This window comes from Streptomyces sp. NPDC024632 (assembly GCF_055559175.1).
This window is the reverse complement of the sequence record NZ_JBVHLD010000023.1, coordinates 18,337-36,598: the sequence shown is the minus strand read 5'-3', so window position 1 is coordinate 36,598 and position 18,262 is coordinate 18,337. Positions and strand designations below refer to the sequence as shown.

Sequence of the window (18,262 nt, the reverse complement as noted above, 5' to 3'; positions counted from 1 at the left end):
AACTCGCCTGCTGCCTCATCACGCGACGACAGGTCAACTCATTGTGTTAGCCGTTGTCAGACCATGGGTATCCCCAGCGGCCGGAAACGGAATAATGCGAGGGTGGGCTTTTCGCTGAGCGCCGCGTTCCCCGTGCCCGGGTGCCGCGGTCTCCCCGTCCGAGCGCCGTGTTCCCGTGCCCGCCCGTGGTGGTCAGGCCCCTGACGCGTCCGGCCACGGCCGGTCGGTGCAGCAGCTGACGAAGTCCCGGACCACGGGATTGGCGTCGTCGGCCGGTGCCCAGGCCACGCCGACCTCGCTGTCGCTGACGCCGCTCACCGGGCGGTAGGCGATACCGGGCCTGGCGTAAAAGCGGGCGGCGGACGCGGGCGCGAGAGCGACGCCGTAACCGTTGGCGATGGCGCTGAGCCAGTCGTCGGGCAGGTCCGTGACGGCGCCGATCCGTACCGGACGGCCCTCGCGCTCCCCGGCGGCCAGCCATTCCTCCCGCCACCGGCCGGTCTCCGCCGGAGCGGCCACGAACGGCTCGTCCCACAGGTCCCGGAAGGCGATCGTCTCCCGCGCGGCCAGCGGATGCGCCTCGGGCAGCGCGACCCAGCGCGGCTCGGTGAACAGCGGCACCACCCGCAGCGCCTCCTGGCCCGGGAACGGCAGCCGTACCAGCGCGACATCGACGTCCCCGTCGGCGAGCCCGGCGGTCGGATTCGCCCAGGACGCCTGCCGCATCTCCACCCGCCACCGCGGACGCCGACGCGTGAACTCCGCGATGATGTGCGGAGTCGCCTCATTGGCCGCGCTGGCGAGGAAGCCGACCCGCAGCAGCCGCAGGCCCCGGCGCTCCGCGCTCCTGGTCTCCGTCAGCACGCGGTCCCAGTCCGCCAGCAGCGCGGGCGCGCGCTGCGCCAGCAGACGGCCCGCGTCCGTGGGCGTCATGCCGGTACGGGACCGGGTGAACAGCCGCACCCCGAGTTGACTCTCCAACTGCTTGATCTGCTTGGTGAGCGCGGGCTGCGACACGAAGAGCCGCTCGGCGGCGCGGGTGAGGGTCCCCTCTTCCGCGACGGCGACGAAGTAGCGCAGCAGCCGGGTGTCCACGTCCATGCCCCCAGGTTATAGGTGCAGGTATTGGACGGGAAAGTTGAGTGTGACGAGGCTGGTGGTCGCGGGCGCCCGCACCTTCTTCGAGCCCATGACGTTTCCGACCCCGAGGACAAGCATCGTGTTCACCGCGTATGTGATCATCACCGTCGTCACCATCCTGGCCAACGCGGGCATCGCCGTCGCGGACCTCGCCCGCGCCGAGTTCGTCCTGGCGAACTCGGCGGAGGTGGGCGTCCCGCAGAGCTGGCACATCTGGCTGGCCTCGCTCAAGGCCGCCGGCGCCGCCGGTCTTCTCCTCGGGCTCCTGGGCGTCCGGCCCGTCGGTGTCGCCGCCGCCGCGGGCCTCGTCGTCTTCTTCGTGGGCGCTGTCCTCACCCATGTGCGTGCCCGTGTGCTCTACAACATCGCGTTCCCCGGCGGCTATCTGGCCCTGGCGGTCGCGTCCCTCGCGCTCACTGTCGCCTACTAGCGGGTCGGCGGCCCGGAATCCGTTCCTTTGCGCGGGCCCGTGCCGCGCTCACCGGCGCGCGTGCGGTCCGGTACCCGACGCAGCTGTGGAGCGGGTCAGTCGGCGAGCTGGACAGTGGTGTGGAGGTGGGCCGGGTAGGCGGCCTCGCGGAGCATGAAGTGGGCGACGTCGGCGCGGGAGATACGGGGGATTCCGCGCAACGGGAGGCGTTCGCCGGTCCGGTAGCGGCCGGTGAGGGGTCCGCCGACGAGCATCACGGGATAGACCAGGGTCCAGTCCAGGCCGCTGGCGCGCAGGATCTTCTCTCCGGCTGCCTTGTCGGCGAACATCGGTCCGAGGGCCTTGTAGACGGCCCAGTACACCGCCGGCGCCTGGTCGGCGGTGTCGCCGACGCCGTGTGCGGACAGGTGGACGATCCGGTTGACTCCGGTGTCGCGCATGGCCCGCACGATCCGCGGGATCGCGGTGACGGTCAGGGTGGGCGAGGTCAGGCCGTGCCAGGTGGTGGGGCTGCCGAACGCGGTCAGGACCGCGTCCTGCCCTTCGACGGCGGCGCGCACCGCCTCCTGGTCCCCGGTCACTTCCCCGGTCGTGACGCGGAGCCGGGGCCGGGGTTCCGGCGGGGTGGCCCGGGGACGGACGAAGGCGGTCATCTCGTGGCCCGCGGCCAGTCCCTGGGCGAGGAGTTGCCGCCCGGTCCTGCCGTTGGCCCCGAACACGAGGAGCTTCACGTCGGCCTCCCGGACCGGTGTGCGGGGGCGCGGTCCGCGGTGCTCCCGCGGACCGTCACCCGGCCTGTGCGCATTGTCGCCCGCGGCTACCCGGTATAGACCTCAAGACTCACCACATGGGGCGCCGCCGGGCCCTGCGCGGTGTATCCGACATAGCGGGCGGTCACCGGTGTCGCGGTGACCGTCGAGGTGGCGGGGCCCGACGCGGCGACGGGGTCGCCGAAGGGCGTCCAGGCGGCGCCGTCGGATGAGACGTCGATCCGGTACGCGGTCGTGGCACCGGACGCCTGGACCACTGGGCGTCCGACGCACGTGGCCTTGCCCAGGTCGACGGTGAGCGCGGCTCCGGGTGCCGTTGACCGGGCCGGATGCCAGGGGTGTCAGGGCTGTGGGTTTGGCGCTGTTGGACCTTCGTCGTCGCGGTTTCTGTGACCGCCGGGAAAGGGTGACGGGGGTTGTCACCTTTGGGGTGGAGGTTGGGGGGATGGACAAGAACACGAACATTCAGGATCCCGGCCGGAACGTCTCTCCCGCCGGTTCTCCCGCCGTCTCTTCCACGGTCTCTTCCGCCGTCTCTTCTGCTGGTTCTTCCGCAGGTTCCTTGGACGGGAGGATCGCTCTGGTGGCGGGGGCCACGCGTGGTGCGGGGCGGGCGTTGGCCGTTGAGCTGGGCCGTGCGGGTGCGGTGGTGTATGTGACGGGCCGTACGACGCGCGGGCGCGTCAGCGAGGTCGGCCGGGCGACGGAGACGATCGAGGAGACGGCGGAGCTGGTGACGGCGGCGGGGGGTACGGGCGTGGCTGTTCCCACTGATCATCTGGTGGTGGAGCAGGTCCGTGCTCTTGCGGCGCGGATCGGACGTGAGCGGGGGCGGCTGGACATCCTCGTGAACGATCTGTGGGGCGGTGAGCATCTGCTGACCGGTTCGGTGTTCGGGAAGAAGAGCTGGGAGACGCCGCTGGAGGACGGTCTGCGGATTCTGGAGCTGGGGGTGCGCTCGCACGTGATCACCGCGGCGTTGGCGCTGCCGTTGCTGGTGCGGTCGGCGGAGCCTTTGCTGGTGGAGGTGACGGATGGCACGGCGGTGTCGAACCGTCGTTACCGGGAGAATCTCTTCTACGACCTGGCGAAGAACGCCCCGATCCGGATGGCATTCGGGCTGGGTGAGGAACTGGCGGAGTTCGGGGGTACGGCGGTTGCGGTGTCGCCGGGGTTTCTGCGGTCGGAGCAGATGCTGGCGCACTTCGGCGTGTCGGAGGAGAACTGGCGTGACGCTGTCCTGACGGAGCCGGATTTCGCGGTCGCGGAGTCGCCGTACTATCTCGCGCGGGCGGTGGCGGCGCTGGCGGCTGATCCGCAGAGGTCGGCGCGGTGGAACGGCACGTCGACGTCGAGCGGGGAGTTGGCGAGGGTTTACGGTGTGCGGGACGTCGACGGCAGCCAACCGGACGGGTGGGGGTATTTCGAGGATGTGCGGTACGGGGGGAAGGCCGGTACGGCGGACGACTACCGCTGATCCGGCGGCGGGGGGCCGTAGAGGTCGCTGAGGGCCTGCGCGTGGTCGCGGAAGCGGGCGCGCAGGCCCTGCGGGGCCAATACCTCGGCGTCGGCGCCCAGTTGGGTGAGCTGGGTGAAGGCGACGTCTTCGCTTTCGGCGGGCAGGCGGAGCGTGACGCGGCCCGCGGTGTCGGGGGCGTCGGCGCGGGCGAGTGCCTCACCGGTCGCGGCGGGGTCGGTGACGGCGGGCAGGCGGTCCAGTCCCCGGGGGGTCAGGCGGACGGTGACGGTGGTGCGCAGCAGTGCCCGGGCGAATTCCGCGGCCCTGGCCCGCCAGTGCTCGGCGAGGTCGAAGGCGGGGTCGCGGGTGAAGGGCTCGCCGGCGCCGGGGGACAGGGCGGTGATCCGGTCGGCGCGGTAGGTCCGCCACGGGTCTTCGTGTTCTGCCGGTGGGCCGGGGACGCGGCCCACGACGTACCAGACCCCGGCTTTGAGGACGAGGCCGTACGGTTCCAGGTGCCGCGTCACGGTGGCGGGCGGTGTGCCATCGCGTCCCGGCCGTGTGTAGGTGAGCTCGACCGTCCGGTCGGACCATACGGCGCGGGCGAGTTCGGGCAGCAGCGTGCAGGCCGACGGTTCGCGGAACCAGGCCGGTGCGTCGAGGTGGAAGCGGTGCGCTGAGGACTCGGCCGCCGCGCGCAGAGACGGCAGCAGGGTCGCGGACAGTTTCAGCCGTGCGGTGTCCGCGGCGTCGGACAGTCCGAGGTCCCGCAGGGCCGAGGGCAGTCCGGTGAGGTAGAGCGTCTCGGCCTCCCCGGGACCGAGCGTGGTCAGCCGGGTCCGGTACCCCGGCGCCAGCCGGTATCCGCCCGCCCGTCCCCGCTCCGACCGTACGGGGACTCCCGCCTCCTGCAGCGCCTGTACGTCCCTGATCACCGTCCGCTCGCTGACCCCCAGTTCCCGGCCGATCGCGCCGGCGGTCATACCGGGACTCGACTGGACCAGCAGGGCCATACGGATCAGCCGGGCAGCGCGCATCCCCCCATGATCCCGCACCCGCCGACGCGGCGGTGAGGGGTCAGCCTTTGCAGCCGGGGTCGGGAAGTATGACGGGTGCGGCGTCGCGGGTGGTGACGAACGCGCGGTAGCCGGGTGCGCCCGCGACGCATTTGGTGGCGATGTTGGCGTAGTGGTCGGGGAAGTTGGTGACGTCGGCGGGCGCGTTGTCACCCTTGTGGTTCGCCACGGGTGAGTCCCCGGTCCCGCGTTTGTCGCTTGCGCACCCGGACAGAGCGGCCAGCGTGATGGCCAGCGATGCCCCCGCGATCACACATCTCGTCATACGACCTCTCACCGGCATCCTCATCATCCTCGTCTCTGCCCGCAGGGTCTCCCGCGGGTGCGGATGCCCTCAAGGACACTCCGCGCCCGGCCGTGGTTCCCTAACCCCGGCTCGCGCGGTTGGCGTGTGGGTGAGGTGTCCGGCTTGCTGTGATGGCGAGGAAGACGGTCCCAAGGCGGTCGGCGAAGACCTCGCCGACAACGTCGGCGCGGGGTGCAACGGAGGCCGGGGAGCACGGCCAGGAGCGGTGTCCGGCCCGGATTGGGCGAGGGCCGTTGCACCCCCACTGCGGGGTGGTACCTCAACTGTCTCCACTGCCGGTAGTACCCCTGATCCCTCCGAGGGCAAGCTCGCCAGCGGGAAGCGCACGTCGTCTCACCAGAAGAAGGCCAAGCGCGGGCCATGTAAGCACAACCACGTCGGCCAACGGTTCGCGCTGGCCGAAGAGCTGATGCGGCGTCTGCCATGGCCGCGGGCCGCCGACCAGGCCCGGATCGCGTGGGCGGTCAACGAGGTCTCCGACGCGGTCTGGAGCGCCGATGATGTCCTGGCAGCCCTGGACCTGCGCCAGGAACCGCCCGGCGGCGTACGGCGTGCGTCCGGGTTCCTCGCCGCCGGGCCGCGCGGCATGACCACCATGCCCTGCTGGACCACCCGCCAGCAGCGCGCCGTACAGGTCGACCACCGCGACGCCGCCCGTCGACGCCCCCGAGAGCCGCAGCACACAGCTTCGCAACCAGCAAGAACGCAGCGAGAGCACCTGACAGAAGCCGCGCAGCGCCGCCGCATGGCGTGACATCGACCAGCTGCTCGAGCAGGCCCTGACACCCGAGCCCCCGGCCGCCGACATCGAGGGGCTGCCGGAGCTGGCGGGCCCGCAGGACACAACCGCGACAGAGATCCGGCAGATGCGCCGGGCAGCGGCTACGGTACCGGCGACTGCAAGCTGCCAAGGCCAAACGCCCGTCCAAGGCAAGCCCCACCGGGCGCACACCGGTGCGCACCCGGCCGGAGTGTGCGCGGCGACGGACGCGAGCTCCGCGGCCTGGCGGCGGTCTTCCAGCAGCTCGTCACCGAACGGGCCTGAGAAGTCCCGGCCGTAGGCGGAAGCGTGCTCCACAGTGGCCGACCATCGCGCCCGACCTCGCGTACGGGCCGTGTGCCGTGGGGTTCGACTTGCCAATGTCGGGTCCGGCGGGTCTGTCAAATGAACGGTGTAACCAGGGTGGTTGGGGTTATTGACGCGCCGCCGTAAGGCAGCCGTAGAAGGTGATGTCGAAGGCGTTCAGCGCGGCCTTCCAGCGCATGGTCCAGCGGGTCTGTCCCTTGCCGGTGGGGTCGAGGGACATGATCGCCATGTAGACGCACTTCAGGGCGGCCTGCTCGTTGGGGAAGTGGCCGCAGGCCTTGACCGCCCGGCGGATGCGGGCGTTCACGGACTCGATCGCGTTCGTGGTGCAGACGATGCGGCGGATCTCGGTGTCGAACCGCAGGAATGGAGTGAACTCCTCCCAGGCGTTCTCCCACAGCTTCACGATCGCCGGATACTTCCGGCCCCAGGCATCGGCGAACTCCGCGAACCTGTCCAGCGCGGCCTCCTCGGTGGCAGCGGTGCAGACGGGCTTGAGGAGACGGGCGATCTTGTCCCAGTCCTGGCGGGCGGCATAGCGGAAGGAGTTCCGCAGCAGGCGCACCACGCAGGTCTGCACGATCGTGCGGGGCCAGACCGTCTCCACCGCCTCGGGCAGCCCCTTGAGGGCGTCGCAGACGAGCATGAGCACGTCGCCGACGCCGCGGTTCTTGATCTCGGTGAGGATGTGCATCCAGTGCTTGGCGCCCCCGCCGCCGTCGCCGGCCCACAGCCCGAGGATTTCCCGCCGGCCCTCGGTGATGACGGCCAGGGCCACATAGATGGGCCGGTTGGCGACCGCACCGTCGCGGATCTTCACGTGGATGGCGTCGATGAAGAGCACCGGATAGACGGCGTCGAGCGGTCGGCTCTGCCAATCGGCCATGCCCTCGAGGACCTTGTCGGTGATGGTGGAGATGGTCTGCCGGGAGACCTCGGCGCCATAGACCTCGGCCAGATGAGCCTGGACCTCGCCGGTGGTCAGGCCCTTCGCGGCCAGCGAGATGACCATCTCGTCAACGCCGGTCAGACGCTTCTGCCGCTTCTTGACGATCTTCGGTTCGAAGGAGCCGTCACGGTCACGCGGCACGGTTATCTCCACAGGGCCGATGTCGGTCAGCACCGTCTTGGAGCGTTTGCCGTTGCGGGAGTTGCCGCCGTTCCTGCTGGCCGCATCGTGCTTGTCATAGCCGAGGTGGTCGGTGATCTCACCCTCCAGGGCCGACTCCAGCAGCCGTTTGGTCAGCTGCTGCAGCAACCCGCCCTCACCGGTCAGCTGCAGACCCTCGGCTCGGGCGCGGCCCACCAGCTGATCAATCAACTGCACATCCACGGCCTTCACCGGCACGGCCTCCGTCGATCCAACGGCCTCGTGCTCAGCCACGTACTCACTGGTCATCGATGCATCTTCCATGATCGAGAGTTACACCGAACGCTTTACAGTCCCCGGGGAGGTTCCGGTCGTTCGGGGTGTGGTGGCGAGTCGACGGGACAGACCATAGTGAGAGTTATCAGTTCGAGGCGCAGGCTGACGAGCGACGCGCTGAGCTGATGGCCGCGCTGCGGCTGGGCGAGCAGTTCGACACCACCACGGGACTGCCAGCCCAGGAACTGCGTACGAGGAACACGTTCGCGTGGTTCGAGCACGCCGTGGACTACGCGCAAGTAAAGTGGCCGCGCATCTCGGCGAAGCACCGGGCGGGCATCGCTGACGCTCAGGCCGCCGTGACAACAGCCCTCACCCTGCCACCGGCGCAAAGTCTGGCTCCGCCAGGCCTGCGTGCAGCGCTGCTCTCATGGGCATTCCGCATGCAGGGCGATTTCAAAGTCCGGCTGTTGGTGCGTCTGTGCTGGTCAGCGGAGTCCGAGGAGGGCCAGGGGACGGGTGAACGGTTCGTAGGACATCTCGCGGGGTCCAGCGGCGATGTTGTGGTGACCGGCGGTACGGAGGCAGTTGATCGCGAAGCTGCGCAAGGCGGCTATGTTCTCTAGGCCATGCTCGGTGTGGACTTTGGAGGTGTCCTTGCGGAAGGCGGTGTCCCGGACGAGGTGGAGCCGGTTTCGATCACCCACTGCGAACGGATGATCTTCGCGAGCCGTTGTGGGGAGGTTTCCTGGCTAGTCAGGTCGGTGATGACGTAGACCGTCTCGCGGCTGCGTCTGCCCGGTCTTCACGCAGGTGCGGTGGCGTACGACCTGTGCGGCGTGCGGAAAGTCGAGGTCATCGACGGTCAGGACCTGCACCACACGGGTCTCCTTGCGGCCGTGCCGCTGGGTGCGGTCGTAGAACTTCGCAGTCACCTGCATCCAGGGCAGTGCGTGCAGCCGCTCGTAGAGACCGGCCTGGTTCTTCTTCACGCACAGCGCGTAGTGCGCCTCCTTGTTCTTGACGAGGAAGCGGGCGAGGCTGCACTGGGCGTGCATGGCACCCGCGGTAGTCACGGTCACCCGGTCAGGTCGAACGGGGCCAACAGGTTGGCGAAGCAGGTGATTTCGTTCGTCTTGTCCGGGACTCGCAGTTGCGTGACGGTCGGCCCGCCACCAGTAATGGCGGCGAGCAGATGCGCGGCCGGGGGTGTCACCGTGGCGGCAGCCGCAGGCGCCCCTCGCCGTCCACCGCGAGGAGCGCCCGCGGTGGACGGCGCCGAGCAGGTCGGCAAGGCCGCCGGGACAGGTCCGGTCAATGATCCGACGGATGGTCGCCATGCTCGGCGCGACGCGGACAGAGAACACGCTAGTGGTTCGGGCACCGAGCCGGGTAAGGGCCTCCTGCGGGGCGTTCTTGGCCCACTGGCCGATCGCGGCGAATGAACGCGCTCCGCTCAGCACGGCCGAGCACGCGATCAGCAGCACGCTCACGAACGGGTGACGCTTCCCGCGCCGATGCCTCGGACGGCCAGCGTGGCCAGCCACTGGGGCAGTCCCGGCAGCGCGCGGTGCTGACGCGAGGGCGACTTGATCAGGCAGGCTGACGGCATATCGAAACTCCGGTTCACAGGGCGACTTGAGAGGTCACCTGCTCCAACCGAAGCTTCGTTGTGTGAGAGACGGGTCGACCGGGAATCGGCACGCCACCGCGACCTGCGACTTCGCAGGATCACTCGGACTTTGAAACAGCCCTGATTCCGCATGAGCCGCCGCCAGAACGGGGAATGGGCGCCCTCCAGCAGATGTAGCCGTCGGATTGGAAATGGATCGCACGCCACTCGCTGCCGCTGGCCGAGGCCGTCCGGCTGGAGAACCTGCACACAGCACTGGGCGCGATCGCGCGGAAGCTCGACGGCGGCCTGCGACGATGTGCACGCGGCGCACGGCCGCCCGCCGAGCTCGACTTGCTGGAGCCAGGACTTCAGCCCGAGACTGGAGCGGCGGTACCGCTCGTTCAACCCGCTGACCTGCTCGACGTACGTCGGCCTCCGGCGCTCGGCCAGGTTGTGGATGACCGCCTGCCCCTCAGTCTGACCAGCAACTTCTTCCCTGTCGAAGGTCGCTGGACCAGAGAGCGTTTGTAGCATGAGTGCACCCGCCAAGCCCTGGCTCGGCATTCCAGGCATCTGAGTGGCGGACCGCACACGGCCGTCACCGGAGCCAGGACGTCCGCCGTGAAGTCTATGGACTCTATCCGCACATCGACGTCCGAGAGCGCGTCATCCGGCGAGCAAACACCCACCAGCAATGCGTTCCTCGCCGAAATGTTCCCGCATACGTCCTCTTGGCCTGGGAATTCACGGAACTCCGGGCAGAGCCATGTCAGTGTTGTGCAACATCTTTTGCGGCTCGTGCGGCGGTCAGGGGCTGCCCGTTCCACTCATTGGTCATGAAGCAAACGGCGGCGTGGTGGGCCTGACGCCTTTGTTCAGGTCGGCGACGACATGGGCGCCGTTGACCGCCTCCGTGGAGAAGCACGCGGGGTTCCTGACGATGAGGTTGATGCCGATCCGCAACTGGGCCGGGGCTGGTTTCGAGGAGCTCCTCCTGGCGGTCGAAGTCTGTTTTGACGTCGGAACATGTCCGGGTGGTTTGCGGAGAAAATGGGAGTCGCGCCCGAGGTATGAGCAGTGCCCTCGCCGGTGGTGCAACTGGCGAGAACCAGGATCAGCAATACGCCAACAACGGCGGCCGTCACAGATATGCGGACAGGCGGCGACGGAGTGCTCATGAGCCGACTCTGCGACAGGCAGAGTGGGGCCATCCGAGCGTATCGGCGACCCTGGCGCTCGGCTTCCACGATCGCGAGGAGCCAGGTCCAGAGTCGGCGAGAACAAAATTCTCACTCGGCGATGCGCTTGAGTGCCTTTTTGGCCTGGTCTCGAATATTCATGTCTGGGCTGGTGAGCAATCCTTCGATCTGTTCACGCGCTTCCGTGATTCTCATCTTCCCGAGAGCCTCGATTGCGAAGGCTGAAACTGTAGAATCTTCCAACAGGCTTTGCAGTATCCTTGGGGTTCTATCGTCCTTGGTCTTGGGCAAGGCGAGAACGATCTGTGAACGAGCCTGGCCGTATCTTCGATCGCACGCAAGATCGAAAAGTTCATCAGTTATTGATGGATCGGCGAAGATCCCCAGTCCATTTCCTAGCACCCATCGTAGGTGTTCTTTTGGTGGCTCAGAATTCTCTGGTCGCATCGGATCTTCAACTTCCGGCGGCTCACGGAAGAGTGTCAAGAATTTAGGTGCAGCCTCTTTTTTGGCGAACCCGACCGATAGTGTCCGCGTGATGTCTTCTGCGAGTGGCAAGTATGAAGATCGGGGCAGCCAGTCGAGCAGTATTGGTACAGCAGTCCGGTAGTTCAAACGTAGCCGAAGCAGCTCTCCGACGCTTTCAATCGAAAAACCCACACTTGCGAGGTCCGCTAGCACCCCGCCAGCGCTATTGGCGTAGAGTTGCCGACGCCGAATGACCTGGTTATTGCGTGATTTCGCCGCTCGGGCAATAGGGTCACCGTGCACGACCTCACTGATCTCTTCGCGACTGAGGCGAGTGCTACTCACACGCGGGTCTTTTTCCGTCATGGAAGGTTCCTGATCAAGTTAATGTCACCCGAATTGACCAAATCCTGAAGTGGCCTGGAAATTCGAGTGGTAGAGCGGATGTAGAGATTGAACTGGTAGCCGTTTGCGTTGGCGTAGGACAAGTCGTCCTTTATTTGCTTCGATAGGTGCTGGTACTTCACGTTCTTAACTTCTCCGATCACACCTGCCGCAGGGTCGAGTTCATCGGGAATTCTGGTCCGTCCATTGATGATCAGTTTTTGAGTATTCTTGGTAATTCCGGAAGCTTTCTCGCCTTGCTGTCCGAGCTGGCAAATTATCGTTCCGCCGCCATTGTGGGCCAGGATTGGTGTGGTGCCAGCGAGTACATAGTACGTGTGGAGCTGTTCGATGGTGAGGTTGTACATCGCGGCGGCGCCGGGCCGGCCGGCGACAGAGAGGATGCGGGTGTGCTTGTTGTCCTCCGTGTTGAGGACATGGCCTGGTATGAGCTGACCTGCCTCCACCCAGGTGTGGCTGGTGTCGTCCCAGAAGGGGTGGCGGGAAGTGGTGTGAAGCGTCTTTGTCTCGCCGGTCGAGGCCTGGACTGTGACGTCGGTCAGGTCGTCGTCGTGGTGGACGAGTCTGGCGGTTACGCGGCGGGTGCCGATGTGTTTTCCGGTTTTCGGGTCTGCCGCTTCGACCTCGTCGCCGGGCTTGATGTCCTTGATCGGCTTGAGTTTGCCGTCTTTCATGAGCACGAGGGTGGACGGCGAGAAGCTGTTCGTCAGGCATCCTAGAGTGCCACCGGTGTACTTGTTGCCCTCGCGAAGCGCTGCCGCAAGGACTCTCAGCTTGCTCTGGAATACGACGCTCGCCTGGAGTTCCGCGCAGGCTAGGAGGTCTCCGTTTCTGCATGACTCAAAGCCAGAGATCCCGAGCATTTCCTTCTCGGTGTCCCAGATTTTCTGTATCGTGCGGTTGAACCCTTCGGACTTGGAGAGCGCGTAGCACAGGACTTCGTTGTGCTGGCACCATTCACCAAGGTTGTGTGTTGCCTGGCAGCCGAGGACACCGCACTTGTAGGCGTCCCTCATACGCTGGCAGTCCTGGTCGCAGGAGGACGGGTCCGTGTCCGCGCTCGTCGTTACGGGAGCGGGGCTGTTTCCGGTTTGTTTGCCGTTGTCGGGCAGGCCGTTGCCGTTTTGGTCGTTCTTGGGGCAGGCGGCGCCGTCGCGGCTGCTGCTGCCGCAGTCGGTACGGAGGCCGGTGGGGTCGCTGTAGGTGACCGGGCTGTTGTTGCTGTAGCTGTAGCCGTTCATCTGCTGCGGGTCGGCGGTGTCGAGGATGGGGTCGGCACTGATGAAGCGGCCGGTGGCGGGGTCATAGTCGCGGGCGCCTAGGTGGGTGAGGCCGGTGCCCTGGTCGATGGTGCCGCCGATGAAGCCCTTGCTGCCGGGCCAGTTGGCCGGTGTGGTGCCGCGGGCTCCGCCGAAGGGGGTGGAACGGCGCTGCTGCATGGCCAGGTCGGTTGCGGCGATGGCCAGTTGGGCAGTGCCGAGGTGGTCGCCGATGAGGAAGCTGAGTTTGTTGTCGTCGGTGCGGATGGCCTGGGTGCCGCCGCCGAGGTCGTAGTAGCGGGTGGCCTTGGCCTTGGTGGCGCCCTTGGTCAGGGTGATCTCGGTGGAGCCGAGGTAGACGGTGGTGTCGGTGGCGGTGCGGGTGATCAGGCGGTTGCCGTCTGCGTCGTAGACGTAGGAGGCGACGGTCTTGGTGCCGCCGTTTCCGTCGTCCTCGGTGACCTTGGTGAGGTGGCCCTCGGCGTCCCAGATCAAGGTCTGCTTGTCGCCGCCGACAGTGCGGGTGGCGGTATTACCTGTGGCGTCGTAGGTGTAGTAGTCGGCCGCTGTTCCAGTCGCTCCGTTGGTGTCGACTTCGCTGAGAGTGTGCGGCCGCGCCGCTGTCGCGCTCGGATGGATGTAGGCGCGGTGGACGTCGTTGGCCGTCACCCCGTTGGGGTCGTGGAGTGTTTCGGTCTTGCGGTTGCCGCTGAGGTCGTAGGTGTACGACTGCCAGTAGGGGGCCGGTCCGCCGAGAAGCGCGGCGCTGGGGTCGCCGCAGGTGGCGGCCGTCTGGGCCCAGGTCTCGGTGAGACGGCTGAGGTAGTCGTAGGTGAAGCACTGACTGTCGGTGCCGTCGCGCGAGACGTCGTTGATCGAGGTGACGTTGCCGGCTTCGTCGTAGCCGTAGGTGGAGGACTTGTCGGTGCCGGGGACGTCCTCGCGGTCGACGCGCGCGTTGGCCAGGCGCTGTGTGCCCCACTGGTAGGTGTTGGTGACCTGGGTCTTCTTGCCGCCGCTTTGGTAGGTGTACTGGAGCGGCTTGCCGGTGAAGCTGTAGACGGCATCGGTGAGGTATGTGGTGCCGCCGGTTCCGGTGAGCTTGACCGGGCGCAGCACGTCGTCGTACGTGGGCACCAGGACGTCGGCGGCCAGGGAGCCGGCCGCGGGGTAGCCGGTCGACTGGAGTGTGCCGTTGGCGTTGTACTTGACGTTGGTCTGGTATGACCCGGCCAGTGTTTCCTCGCCGGTGACCGACGGGATAGTGGTGGTGATCCGGTTGGGCCGGTAGAGGGCGTCGTAGATGTTGTACGTGGTGGTGTACGCGGTCCCGGTGGCTCCGCCGACGTAGCGGGTGGCGGAGGCGAGTTGGCCTTTGTAGTCGGACGGATCCCAGACGTGCCTGGTCAGCAGCGGTCCGGTCGCGGTGCCGTCATGGGTCTCGGTCTCGCGGCCCAGGCCGTCGTACACATGCGTGATCGTCTGGTGGTTGGCATCGGTGGTGGAGACGAGCTGGTTGCGGTCGTCAAAGACCGAGGAGGTGTCACCCTTGTCCGGGTCGTGCGCGCTGGTCTGGTTGCCACGCTGGTCGTATCCGTAGGACCAGACAGTGCCCGACGGGTCGGTGATCTTCTCCAGCTTCCCGGCGGGCGTGTAGCCGTAATGGGTCGTGTCGGCCGCTCCGGTGGGGGTGGCTGCGTGGTACTGGAGCAGGTCGGTGGTTCGGCCGCGTGCGTCGACCACCGTGGTGGTCGGAGTGGCTCCCCTCGGCGGCGTGACCGTAACGCGGTCGCCGCCGTACGTGGTGCTGGTGGTTGCCAGAATGCCACCGCCGCCGCTGTTGCCCGAAACCTGCTGGGTCTGGACGACGCGGCCCAGGCCGTCGTAGGTGTTGCGGGTCTGGGTCTCGACACCGAGAGCGTCATCGAGCTTCAGCAACTCCGACGAGGGTGCGCTGGTGTTGTAGTACGGGGCGAAGGCCATGACAACTTGACCGCGCTCGTCGTAGAACGTGTCCGTCACCAGACGTCCGCCGTTCGGGCCGGGCGCCTGGGTCTGCCGCGGCTGAAGGAACCCGTCGTACAGGGCGTAGGAGGTCTGCTGCCCGGCGTCGCTCTTGAGCGTTTTGGTGGCGACCGAGATCGGTTTGGTGTCGGTGATGGTGTAGACGAACTGGTAGTTCGGGATGTCGCTGTTGGCCTTGGACCGGTCGGGCAGCCAGACCTTCAGACTGCGGCCGAGGGCGTCGTACGTCATGTCGGTGCGCTTGTTATTGGTGTCCAGCGCGGTGAGGGGCAGGCCGCGCAGCGTGTCGTAGGTGGTCTTCGTCGCCTGTGAGGTCGATGCCGTGCCTGGCACCGCTGGCGGCGAGGTCACGGTTACGGTCGTCGGAAAGCCTGTCGCCGGGGCGTAGGCCGTGGTCATCGTCCGACCGTCGGTGCGGTTGGTCCGGACCGGGCTCGTGGTTTCGGTGGCGGTGACAGTACCGGTGAGGTCCGTCGCGGTCAGCGGCCGACCGTAGGTGCTGTCGTATGTGGTGCCGGCCTCAAGGTAGGTAGCTTTGCTGCCGTCATGGCTTTTCAGGGATGCCATGTGGGTGGCGTCGCCCTTGGTGGGCGCGACACCGTAGTCGAGTCCGTCGTAGGCCGTGCGGACATCGGAGAGAACGTCCTTGGCCCGGTTCGGGGTGGCGGAGCAGTTGACGGCAACGGTCTCGCTGCGTGCGACGGCGGTGAGCAGCCACACGCTGGTGTTGTCCGCGTAGGTGACGCGGGTGCACTGATCGTCGGCGGGAGTGCTTTCGTCACCGAAGTCATCGGTCTTGACGACGCGCCCGGCGGTGTTCTCGAAGCTGTTGACCTTGTAGGTCTGCCGCCAGGTGGTTCCCGCGCCGTTGTCCAGCGAGGCCCAGGTGCGAGTGTTCGCGGTACCGGTGAGGTCGGCCGTGGTCGTGCCCCAGTCCCGCACCCGCTTGGCCGTCTCGTGGAACCAGGGGGTGTTGACGGTCTTCGACAAGACCTTGCCGCCCGGCGCGCTGTACTGCTCGGTCTTGTACTCGAAGCCCGCCACCGGGTCGCTGTCGGTGATGGTGCCGCCGTGGTCGTCGGAGACGGTGACCGGGTTGGTGCCGCCCTTGTCGCCGTCCATGCCTCGCAGGAAGTAGTGGTCGGTCTGGGTCTTCATACCGACCGGGTCCTGACCGCCGGTCTGGACCCGGACGTGGCCGTAGCCGCGCCAGGTCGACCAGGTCTTGTACTTCTCCTTGGTGAGCCCTTCATCGTCGTCGTAGTGCCAGGCCGCCCCGTCGAGGTAGGAGTAGCGGGTGACCATGTCCGGCGACGATTTGGTGCGGTCGGTCCGGACGACGGTGTCGACGACGTATTTGTTGAACCACTGCAGAGTGGGATCCGTGTCGCCCTGCTTGGTGAAGTAGACCGGGAAACAGCGGGTGGTGTTGGACGCCGGCGTCGGCAGGTGGGCAGCGTCGCAGGTGGCCGCGGAGTAGGTGACGTCGAGTTGTCCGCCGGATTCGTCGACGACTGTGGCCAGCCGCTCCTTGATGAACGGTGCCGTGTCGTCGCCGGGTTGTTTGAGGCGGTTGGTGCGCTGGTCGTATCCGAAGGTGACCGGCGGCAGGGAGATGTTCGGAGTGGCCGACTTGCCGGTGTGCTTGACCGACTTGAGGAGCAGTTGGTAGTCGATGTCGGCCATGCCCCAGCCCTGGTCCAGGTGCCAGGTGTCGATGGGGTTGTAGCCACTGCTGTCCGGCTTGAGGACTTGGGTGGTGACGTCGGTGAGGCGCTTGCGGGTCCAGAACGTGGGGGACGCGGACTTCGTGCAGTCCGCGCCCGCGGCGCAGTTCAGGTCCCACGGGGTGTCGTACCAGTAGAACGACTTGTCGTTGATCGTGCCCGCGTCGCAGGTGACGCCGGTTTCGGGGATGCAGCGCTCGGCTGAGGCGAAATCGACACGGGCGAGTGCCTTGGCGGAGTAGACGGAACTGTCCCGTAGCCCGTACTCGATGTGGTCGAGGCTGCCGCCGCGGTCGTACGCGGTTTCGTCGGCGGGCTTCAGGTTACGGGCGTAGGTGTTGGTCTCCTTGTTGTAGAAGTAGGCGATGGCGTTGCCGTGGACGTCGACCGCGTAGTCGAGATTCCAGCGCCAGCCTTGCTGGCACCAGGAGTTGGCGAACGTGGCCGCGTTGCAGGGCTCACCGGAGTCGTCGCCGTAGACCGGCACGGTCCAGGCCGAGTTGGTGACTGCGTTGCCGGTGGCCCAGCCGGGGAGCCGGTTGTAGCCGAAGTAGTAGCGGGTACCGTCGGTGGTCGTCACCTTCCAGTACTCGTCGTTGCGCGCCCCGTTGGCCCGGACGTTGTTCGTGTCACCGTAGACGCGGTCGATCTTGGTGCCGTCGTCGCCCTTGAGACGGAAGGTGTTGGTTCCCGTTGCGATGAGCTCTCCTGCGTGCCCGTTGAAGGAGAGCGTCGCGTTGTCATAGGCCCAGCACAGGTCGCCGGGAACCTTCCCGTCGGCGTTCTTCACGTTGTCGTCGGCGCATGGCTTGTAACTGCGCTCGATCGAACCGGACCAGAGGTTGAAACCGTCGCCGGCCCAGGACGCCTGATTGTTGGAGTTGGACGTACGTCCGTCCAAAGAGTCGGAGGAGTAGGCGAGCTTGACAGTCGGAGTGAATTTTCCTGGCACATCCGGTGTGGGCATCGGATAGGACCAGGTGAAGTCACCAGTGTTCAGGTTGGCGTTCCACGTCGCGGACGACGACAGCGGCGTCGCCTTGTAGTCACCGTGATCGCTCGATGTCCCGGTGGCCACGGCGAGCAGCAGCGACTGGCCCGCGGCAGGCACGCCTACCGATGCCGCGGTAAGGCTGTGGGCAGCCAGGTCGTTACGGGCCGGAACGGGAGTACGCGTGGAGCAGGACGGCTCTTCAGGCGTGGTGGCCGCGCAGGCCGGGAGCTGCACCAGTCGGACCCGGGCGGCGTAACCGCCTCCGTAGACCTGGGAGAAGGCGCTGTAGTCCACGGTCAGTCCCACCGCGTTCCCGCGGGCTGCGTTCTGGCGGCTGACAGAGAAGAGCATGCCGTCCACGCCGGCCCGCTGGGCGGCCTGATGGTCAAGCACCCGCACGGTGGCGGCGCCTTCCAGGGGCGTACTCGCCGTCTTCGCCCGGGCGGTCTGTGCGGTCGCGGTGGTGAGCGCCACCGCGGTGCTTCCGGCGCGGACGGCGGTGGCGGTCTTTCCGGGGGCGGGGAGTGTCACCTGCGCGGTACTGGCCTTCGGCCAGTTCTGTTTCGGCGTCCACTGGGGGATGCCAGGCGCACCCTTGGTCTGGCGGGGAGCCATCTTCACGTCGTGGCCGCTCAGTGCCTTCTCCGACGCCGGAATCCCCGGCATGTCGTCGGCTTCCGCCACAGGGAGGACCGCCCCTTGCAACAGGGTGGCGATCAGGGCGCCGGAGACGACTGCGGCGATCCTGCGGCGAATCCGTCGTCTCATGCCCGCAGAAGTCGTCGCTGTCCTTGCCCGCTTCATCATGAAATCCGTCCTGGGCCGCACAAGCCATGCCCCCTCGCCCCGGTTCGGGGCAGTCCGCCGAAAGGTCGTGGTCAAAAGGGTGGTACTGGGACTGCTCTGCGGGGTGGGCGCACAGTTGGTGCGGCCAC

General features: G+C 67.1%; 13 protein-coding genes and 2 pseudogenes. 4 read left to right on the top strand and 11 right to left on the bottom strand.

The features are described from left to right. Window positions 1–192 precede the first annotated feature (192 nt). Window positions 193–1,101: a LysR family transcriptional regulator gene (locus ACZ37P_RS34425; protein WP_391050021.1), complete on the bottom strand. Its 909-nt coding sequence runs from the start codon at window positions 1,099–1,101 to the stop codon at window positions 193–195. 88 nt (window positions 1,102–1,189) lie between these two features. On the opposite strand from ACZ37P_RS34425, the gene ACZ37P_RS34420 reads away from it, so the two are divergent. Further along, window positions 1,190–1,570, top strand: a complete 381-nt coding sequence (locus tag ACZ37P_RS34420; protein ID WP_391162205.1) for a DoxX family protein — start codon at window positions 1,190–1,192, stop codon at window positions 1,568–1,570. A gap of 95 nt (window positions 1,571–1,665) precedes the next feature. On the opposite strand, the gene ACZ37P_RS34415 is transcribed toward ACZ37P_RS34420, so the two are convergent. Together ACZ37P_RS34415 and ACZ37P_RS34410 are read right to left on the bottom strand one after the other, a co-directional pair. Next, window positions 1,666–2,301, bottom strand: a complete 636-nt coding sequence (locus ACZ37P_RS34415; RefSeq protein ID WP_467350339.1) for an NAD(P)-dependent oxidoreductase — start codon at window positions 2,299–2,301, stop codon at window positions 1,666–1,668. Between the two features lie 86 nt (window positions 2,302–2,387). After that, window positions 2,388–2,663 (bottom strand): annotated as a pseudogene (locus ACZ37P_RS34410) (discoidin domain-containing protein); the annotation flags it as partial. Between the two features lie 26 nt (window positions 2,664–2,689). Between ACZ37P_RS34410 and ACZ37P_RS34405 the strand changes: the two are divergent. Beyond that, on the top strand, window positions 2,690–3,817 hold the full coding sequence (locus tag ACZ37P_RS34405) for an SDR family oxidoreductase (RefSeq protein WP_467350337.1): 1,128 nt from the start codon (window positions 2,690–2,692) through the stop codon (window positions 3,815–3,817). On the opposite strand, the gene ACZ37P_RS34400 is transcribed toward ACZ37P_RS34405, so the two are convergent. Next, on the bottom strand, window positions 3,808–4,836 hold the full coding sequence (locus ACZ37P_RS34400) for a helix-turn-helix transcriptional regulator (protein WP_467350335.1): 1,029 nt from the start codon (window positions 4,834–4,836) through the stop codon (window positions 3,808–3,810). The two genes, ACZ37P_RS34405 and ACZ37P_RS34400, sit on opposite strands and share 10 nt — an antisense overlap. Before the next feature lie 40 nt (window positions 4,837–4,876). Then, window positions 4,877–5,044: a hypothetical protein gene (locus ACZ37P_RS34395; RefSeq protein ID WP_355348527.1), complete on the bottom strand. Its 168-nt coding sequence runs from the start codon at window positions 5,042–5,044 to the stop codon at window positions 4,877–4,879. A 547-nt stretch (window positions 5,045–5,591) separates the two neighbouring features. Here ACZ37P_RS34395 and ACZ37P_RS34390 point away from each other — a divergent pair. Continuing rightward, window positions 5,592–5,936 carry a hypothetical protein gene (locus tag ACZ37P_RS34390; protein WP_467350334.1) on the top strand — a complete coding sequence of 115 codons (345 nt, stop codon included), beginning with the start codon at window positions 5,592–5,594 and terminating at the stop codon, window positions 5,934–5,936. 439 nt (window positions 5,937–6,375) lie between these two features. Here the strand turns inward: ACZ37P_RS34390 and ACZ37P_RS34385 are convergent, their stop codons facing one another. Then, window positions 6,376–7,668, bottom strand: coding sequence for an IS256 family transposase (locus ACZ37P_RS34385; RefSeq protein WP_467350332.1), 1,293 nt, complete (start codon window positions 7,666–7,668; stop codon window positions 6,376–6,378). A gap of 152 nt (window positions 7,669–7,820) precedes the next feature. Between ACZ37P_RS34385 and ACZ37P_RS34380 the strand changes: the two genes are divergently transcribed. After that, window positions 7,821–8,261: a hypothetical protein gene (locus ACZ37P_RS34380; RefSeq protein ID WP_467350330.1), complete on the top strand. Its 441-nt coding sequence runs from the start codon at window positions 7,821–7,823 to the stop codon at window positions 8,259–8,261. 126 nt (window positions 8,262–8,387) lie between these two features. On the opposite strand, the gene ACZ37P_RS34375 is transcribed toward ACZ37P_RS34380, so the two are convergent. The 5 genes and pseudogenes from ACZ37P_RS34375 to ACZ37P_RS34355 form a co-directional block, all read right to left on the bottom strand. Further along, window positions 8,388–8,693 (bottom strand): hypothetical protein, encoded by a 306-nt coding sequence (locus ACZ37P_RS34375; protein WP_467350459.1) that lies wholly within the window; start codon window positions 8,691–8,693, stop codon window positions 8,388–8,390. Between the two features lie 291 nt (window positions 8,694–8,984). Further along, window positions 8,985–9,122 (bottom strand): annotated as a pseudogene (locus tag ACZ37P_RS34370) (ISAs1 family transposase); the annotation flags it as partial. Between the two features lie 2 nt (window positions 9,123–9,124). After that, a complete protein-coding gene (locus tag ACZ37P_RS34365) occupies window positions 9,125–9,247 on the bottom strand; it encodes a hypothetical protein (protein ID WP_467350328.1) in 123 nt (40 codons plus the stop codon). 1,292 nt (window positions 9,248–10,539) lie between these two features. Further along, on the bottom strand, window positions 10,540–11,283 hold the full coding sequence (locus ACZ37P_RS34360; RefSeq protein ID WP_467350327.1) for a HEAT repeat domain-containing protein: 744 nt from the start codon (window positions 11,281–11,283) through the stop codon (window positions 10,540–10,542). After that, window positions 11,280–18,095, bottom strand: coding sequence for a putative toxin (locus ACZ37P_RS34355; protein WP_467350325.1), 6,816 nt, complete (start codon window positions 18,093–18,095; stop codon window positions 11,280–11,282). Before ACZ37P_RS34355 ends, ACZ37P_RS34360 begins: the two co-directional genes overlap by 4 nt. Window positions 18,096–18,262: the final 167 nt, after the last annotated feature.

What these genes read in the sequence shown, in the direction of transcription:
- ACZ37P_RS34425 (WP_391050021.1), bottom strand. Translation starts at nt 1,101, where the DNA reads ATGGACGTGGACACCCGGCTGCTGCGCTACTTCGTCGCCGTCGCGGAA.
- ACZ37P_RS34420 (WP_391162205.1), top strand. Translation starts at nt 1,190, where the DNA reads ATGACGTTTCCGACCCCGAGGACAAGCATCGTGTTCACCGCGTATGTG.
- ACZ37P_RS34400 (WP_467350335.1), bottom strand. Translation starts at nt 4,836, where the DNA reads ATGCGCGCTGCCCGGCTGATCCGTATGGCCCTGCTGGTCCAGTCGAGT.
- ACZ37P_RS34390 (WP_467350334.1), top strand. Translation starts at nt 5,592, where the DNA reads ATGCGGCGTCTGCCATGGCCGCGGGCCGCCGACCAGGCCCGGATCGCG.
- ACZ37P_RS34385 (WP_467350332.1), bottom strand. Translation starts at nt 7,668, where the DNA reads ATGACCAGTGAGTACGTGGCTGAGCACGAGGCCGTTGGATCGACGGAG.
- ACZ37P_RS34380 (WP_467350330.1), top strand. Translation starts at nt 7,821, where the DNA reads ATGGCCGCGCTGCGGCTGGGCGAGCAGTTCGACACCACCACGGGACTG.
- ACZ37P_RS34375 (WP_467350459.1), bottom strand. Translation starts at nt 8,693, where the DNA reads ATGCACGCCCAGTGCAGCCTCGCCCGCTTCCTCGTCAAGAACAAGGAG.
- ACZ37P_RS34365 (WP_467350328.1), bottom strand. Translation starts at nt 9,247, where the DNA reads ATGCCGTCAGCCTGCCTGATCAAGTCGCCCTCGCGTCAGCACCGCGCG.
- ACZ37P_RS34360 (WP_467350327.1), bottom strand. Translation starts at nt 11,283, where the DNA reads ATGACGGAAAAAGACCCGCGTGTGAGTAGCACTCGCCTCAGTCGCGAA.
- ACZ37P_RS34355 (WP_467350325.1), bottom strand. Translation starts at nt 18,095, where the DNA reads ATGAGACGACGGATTCGCCGCAGGATCGCCGCAGTCGTCTCCGGCGCC.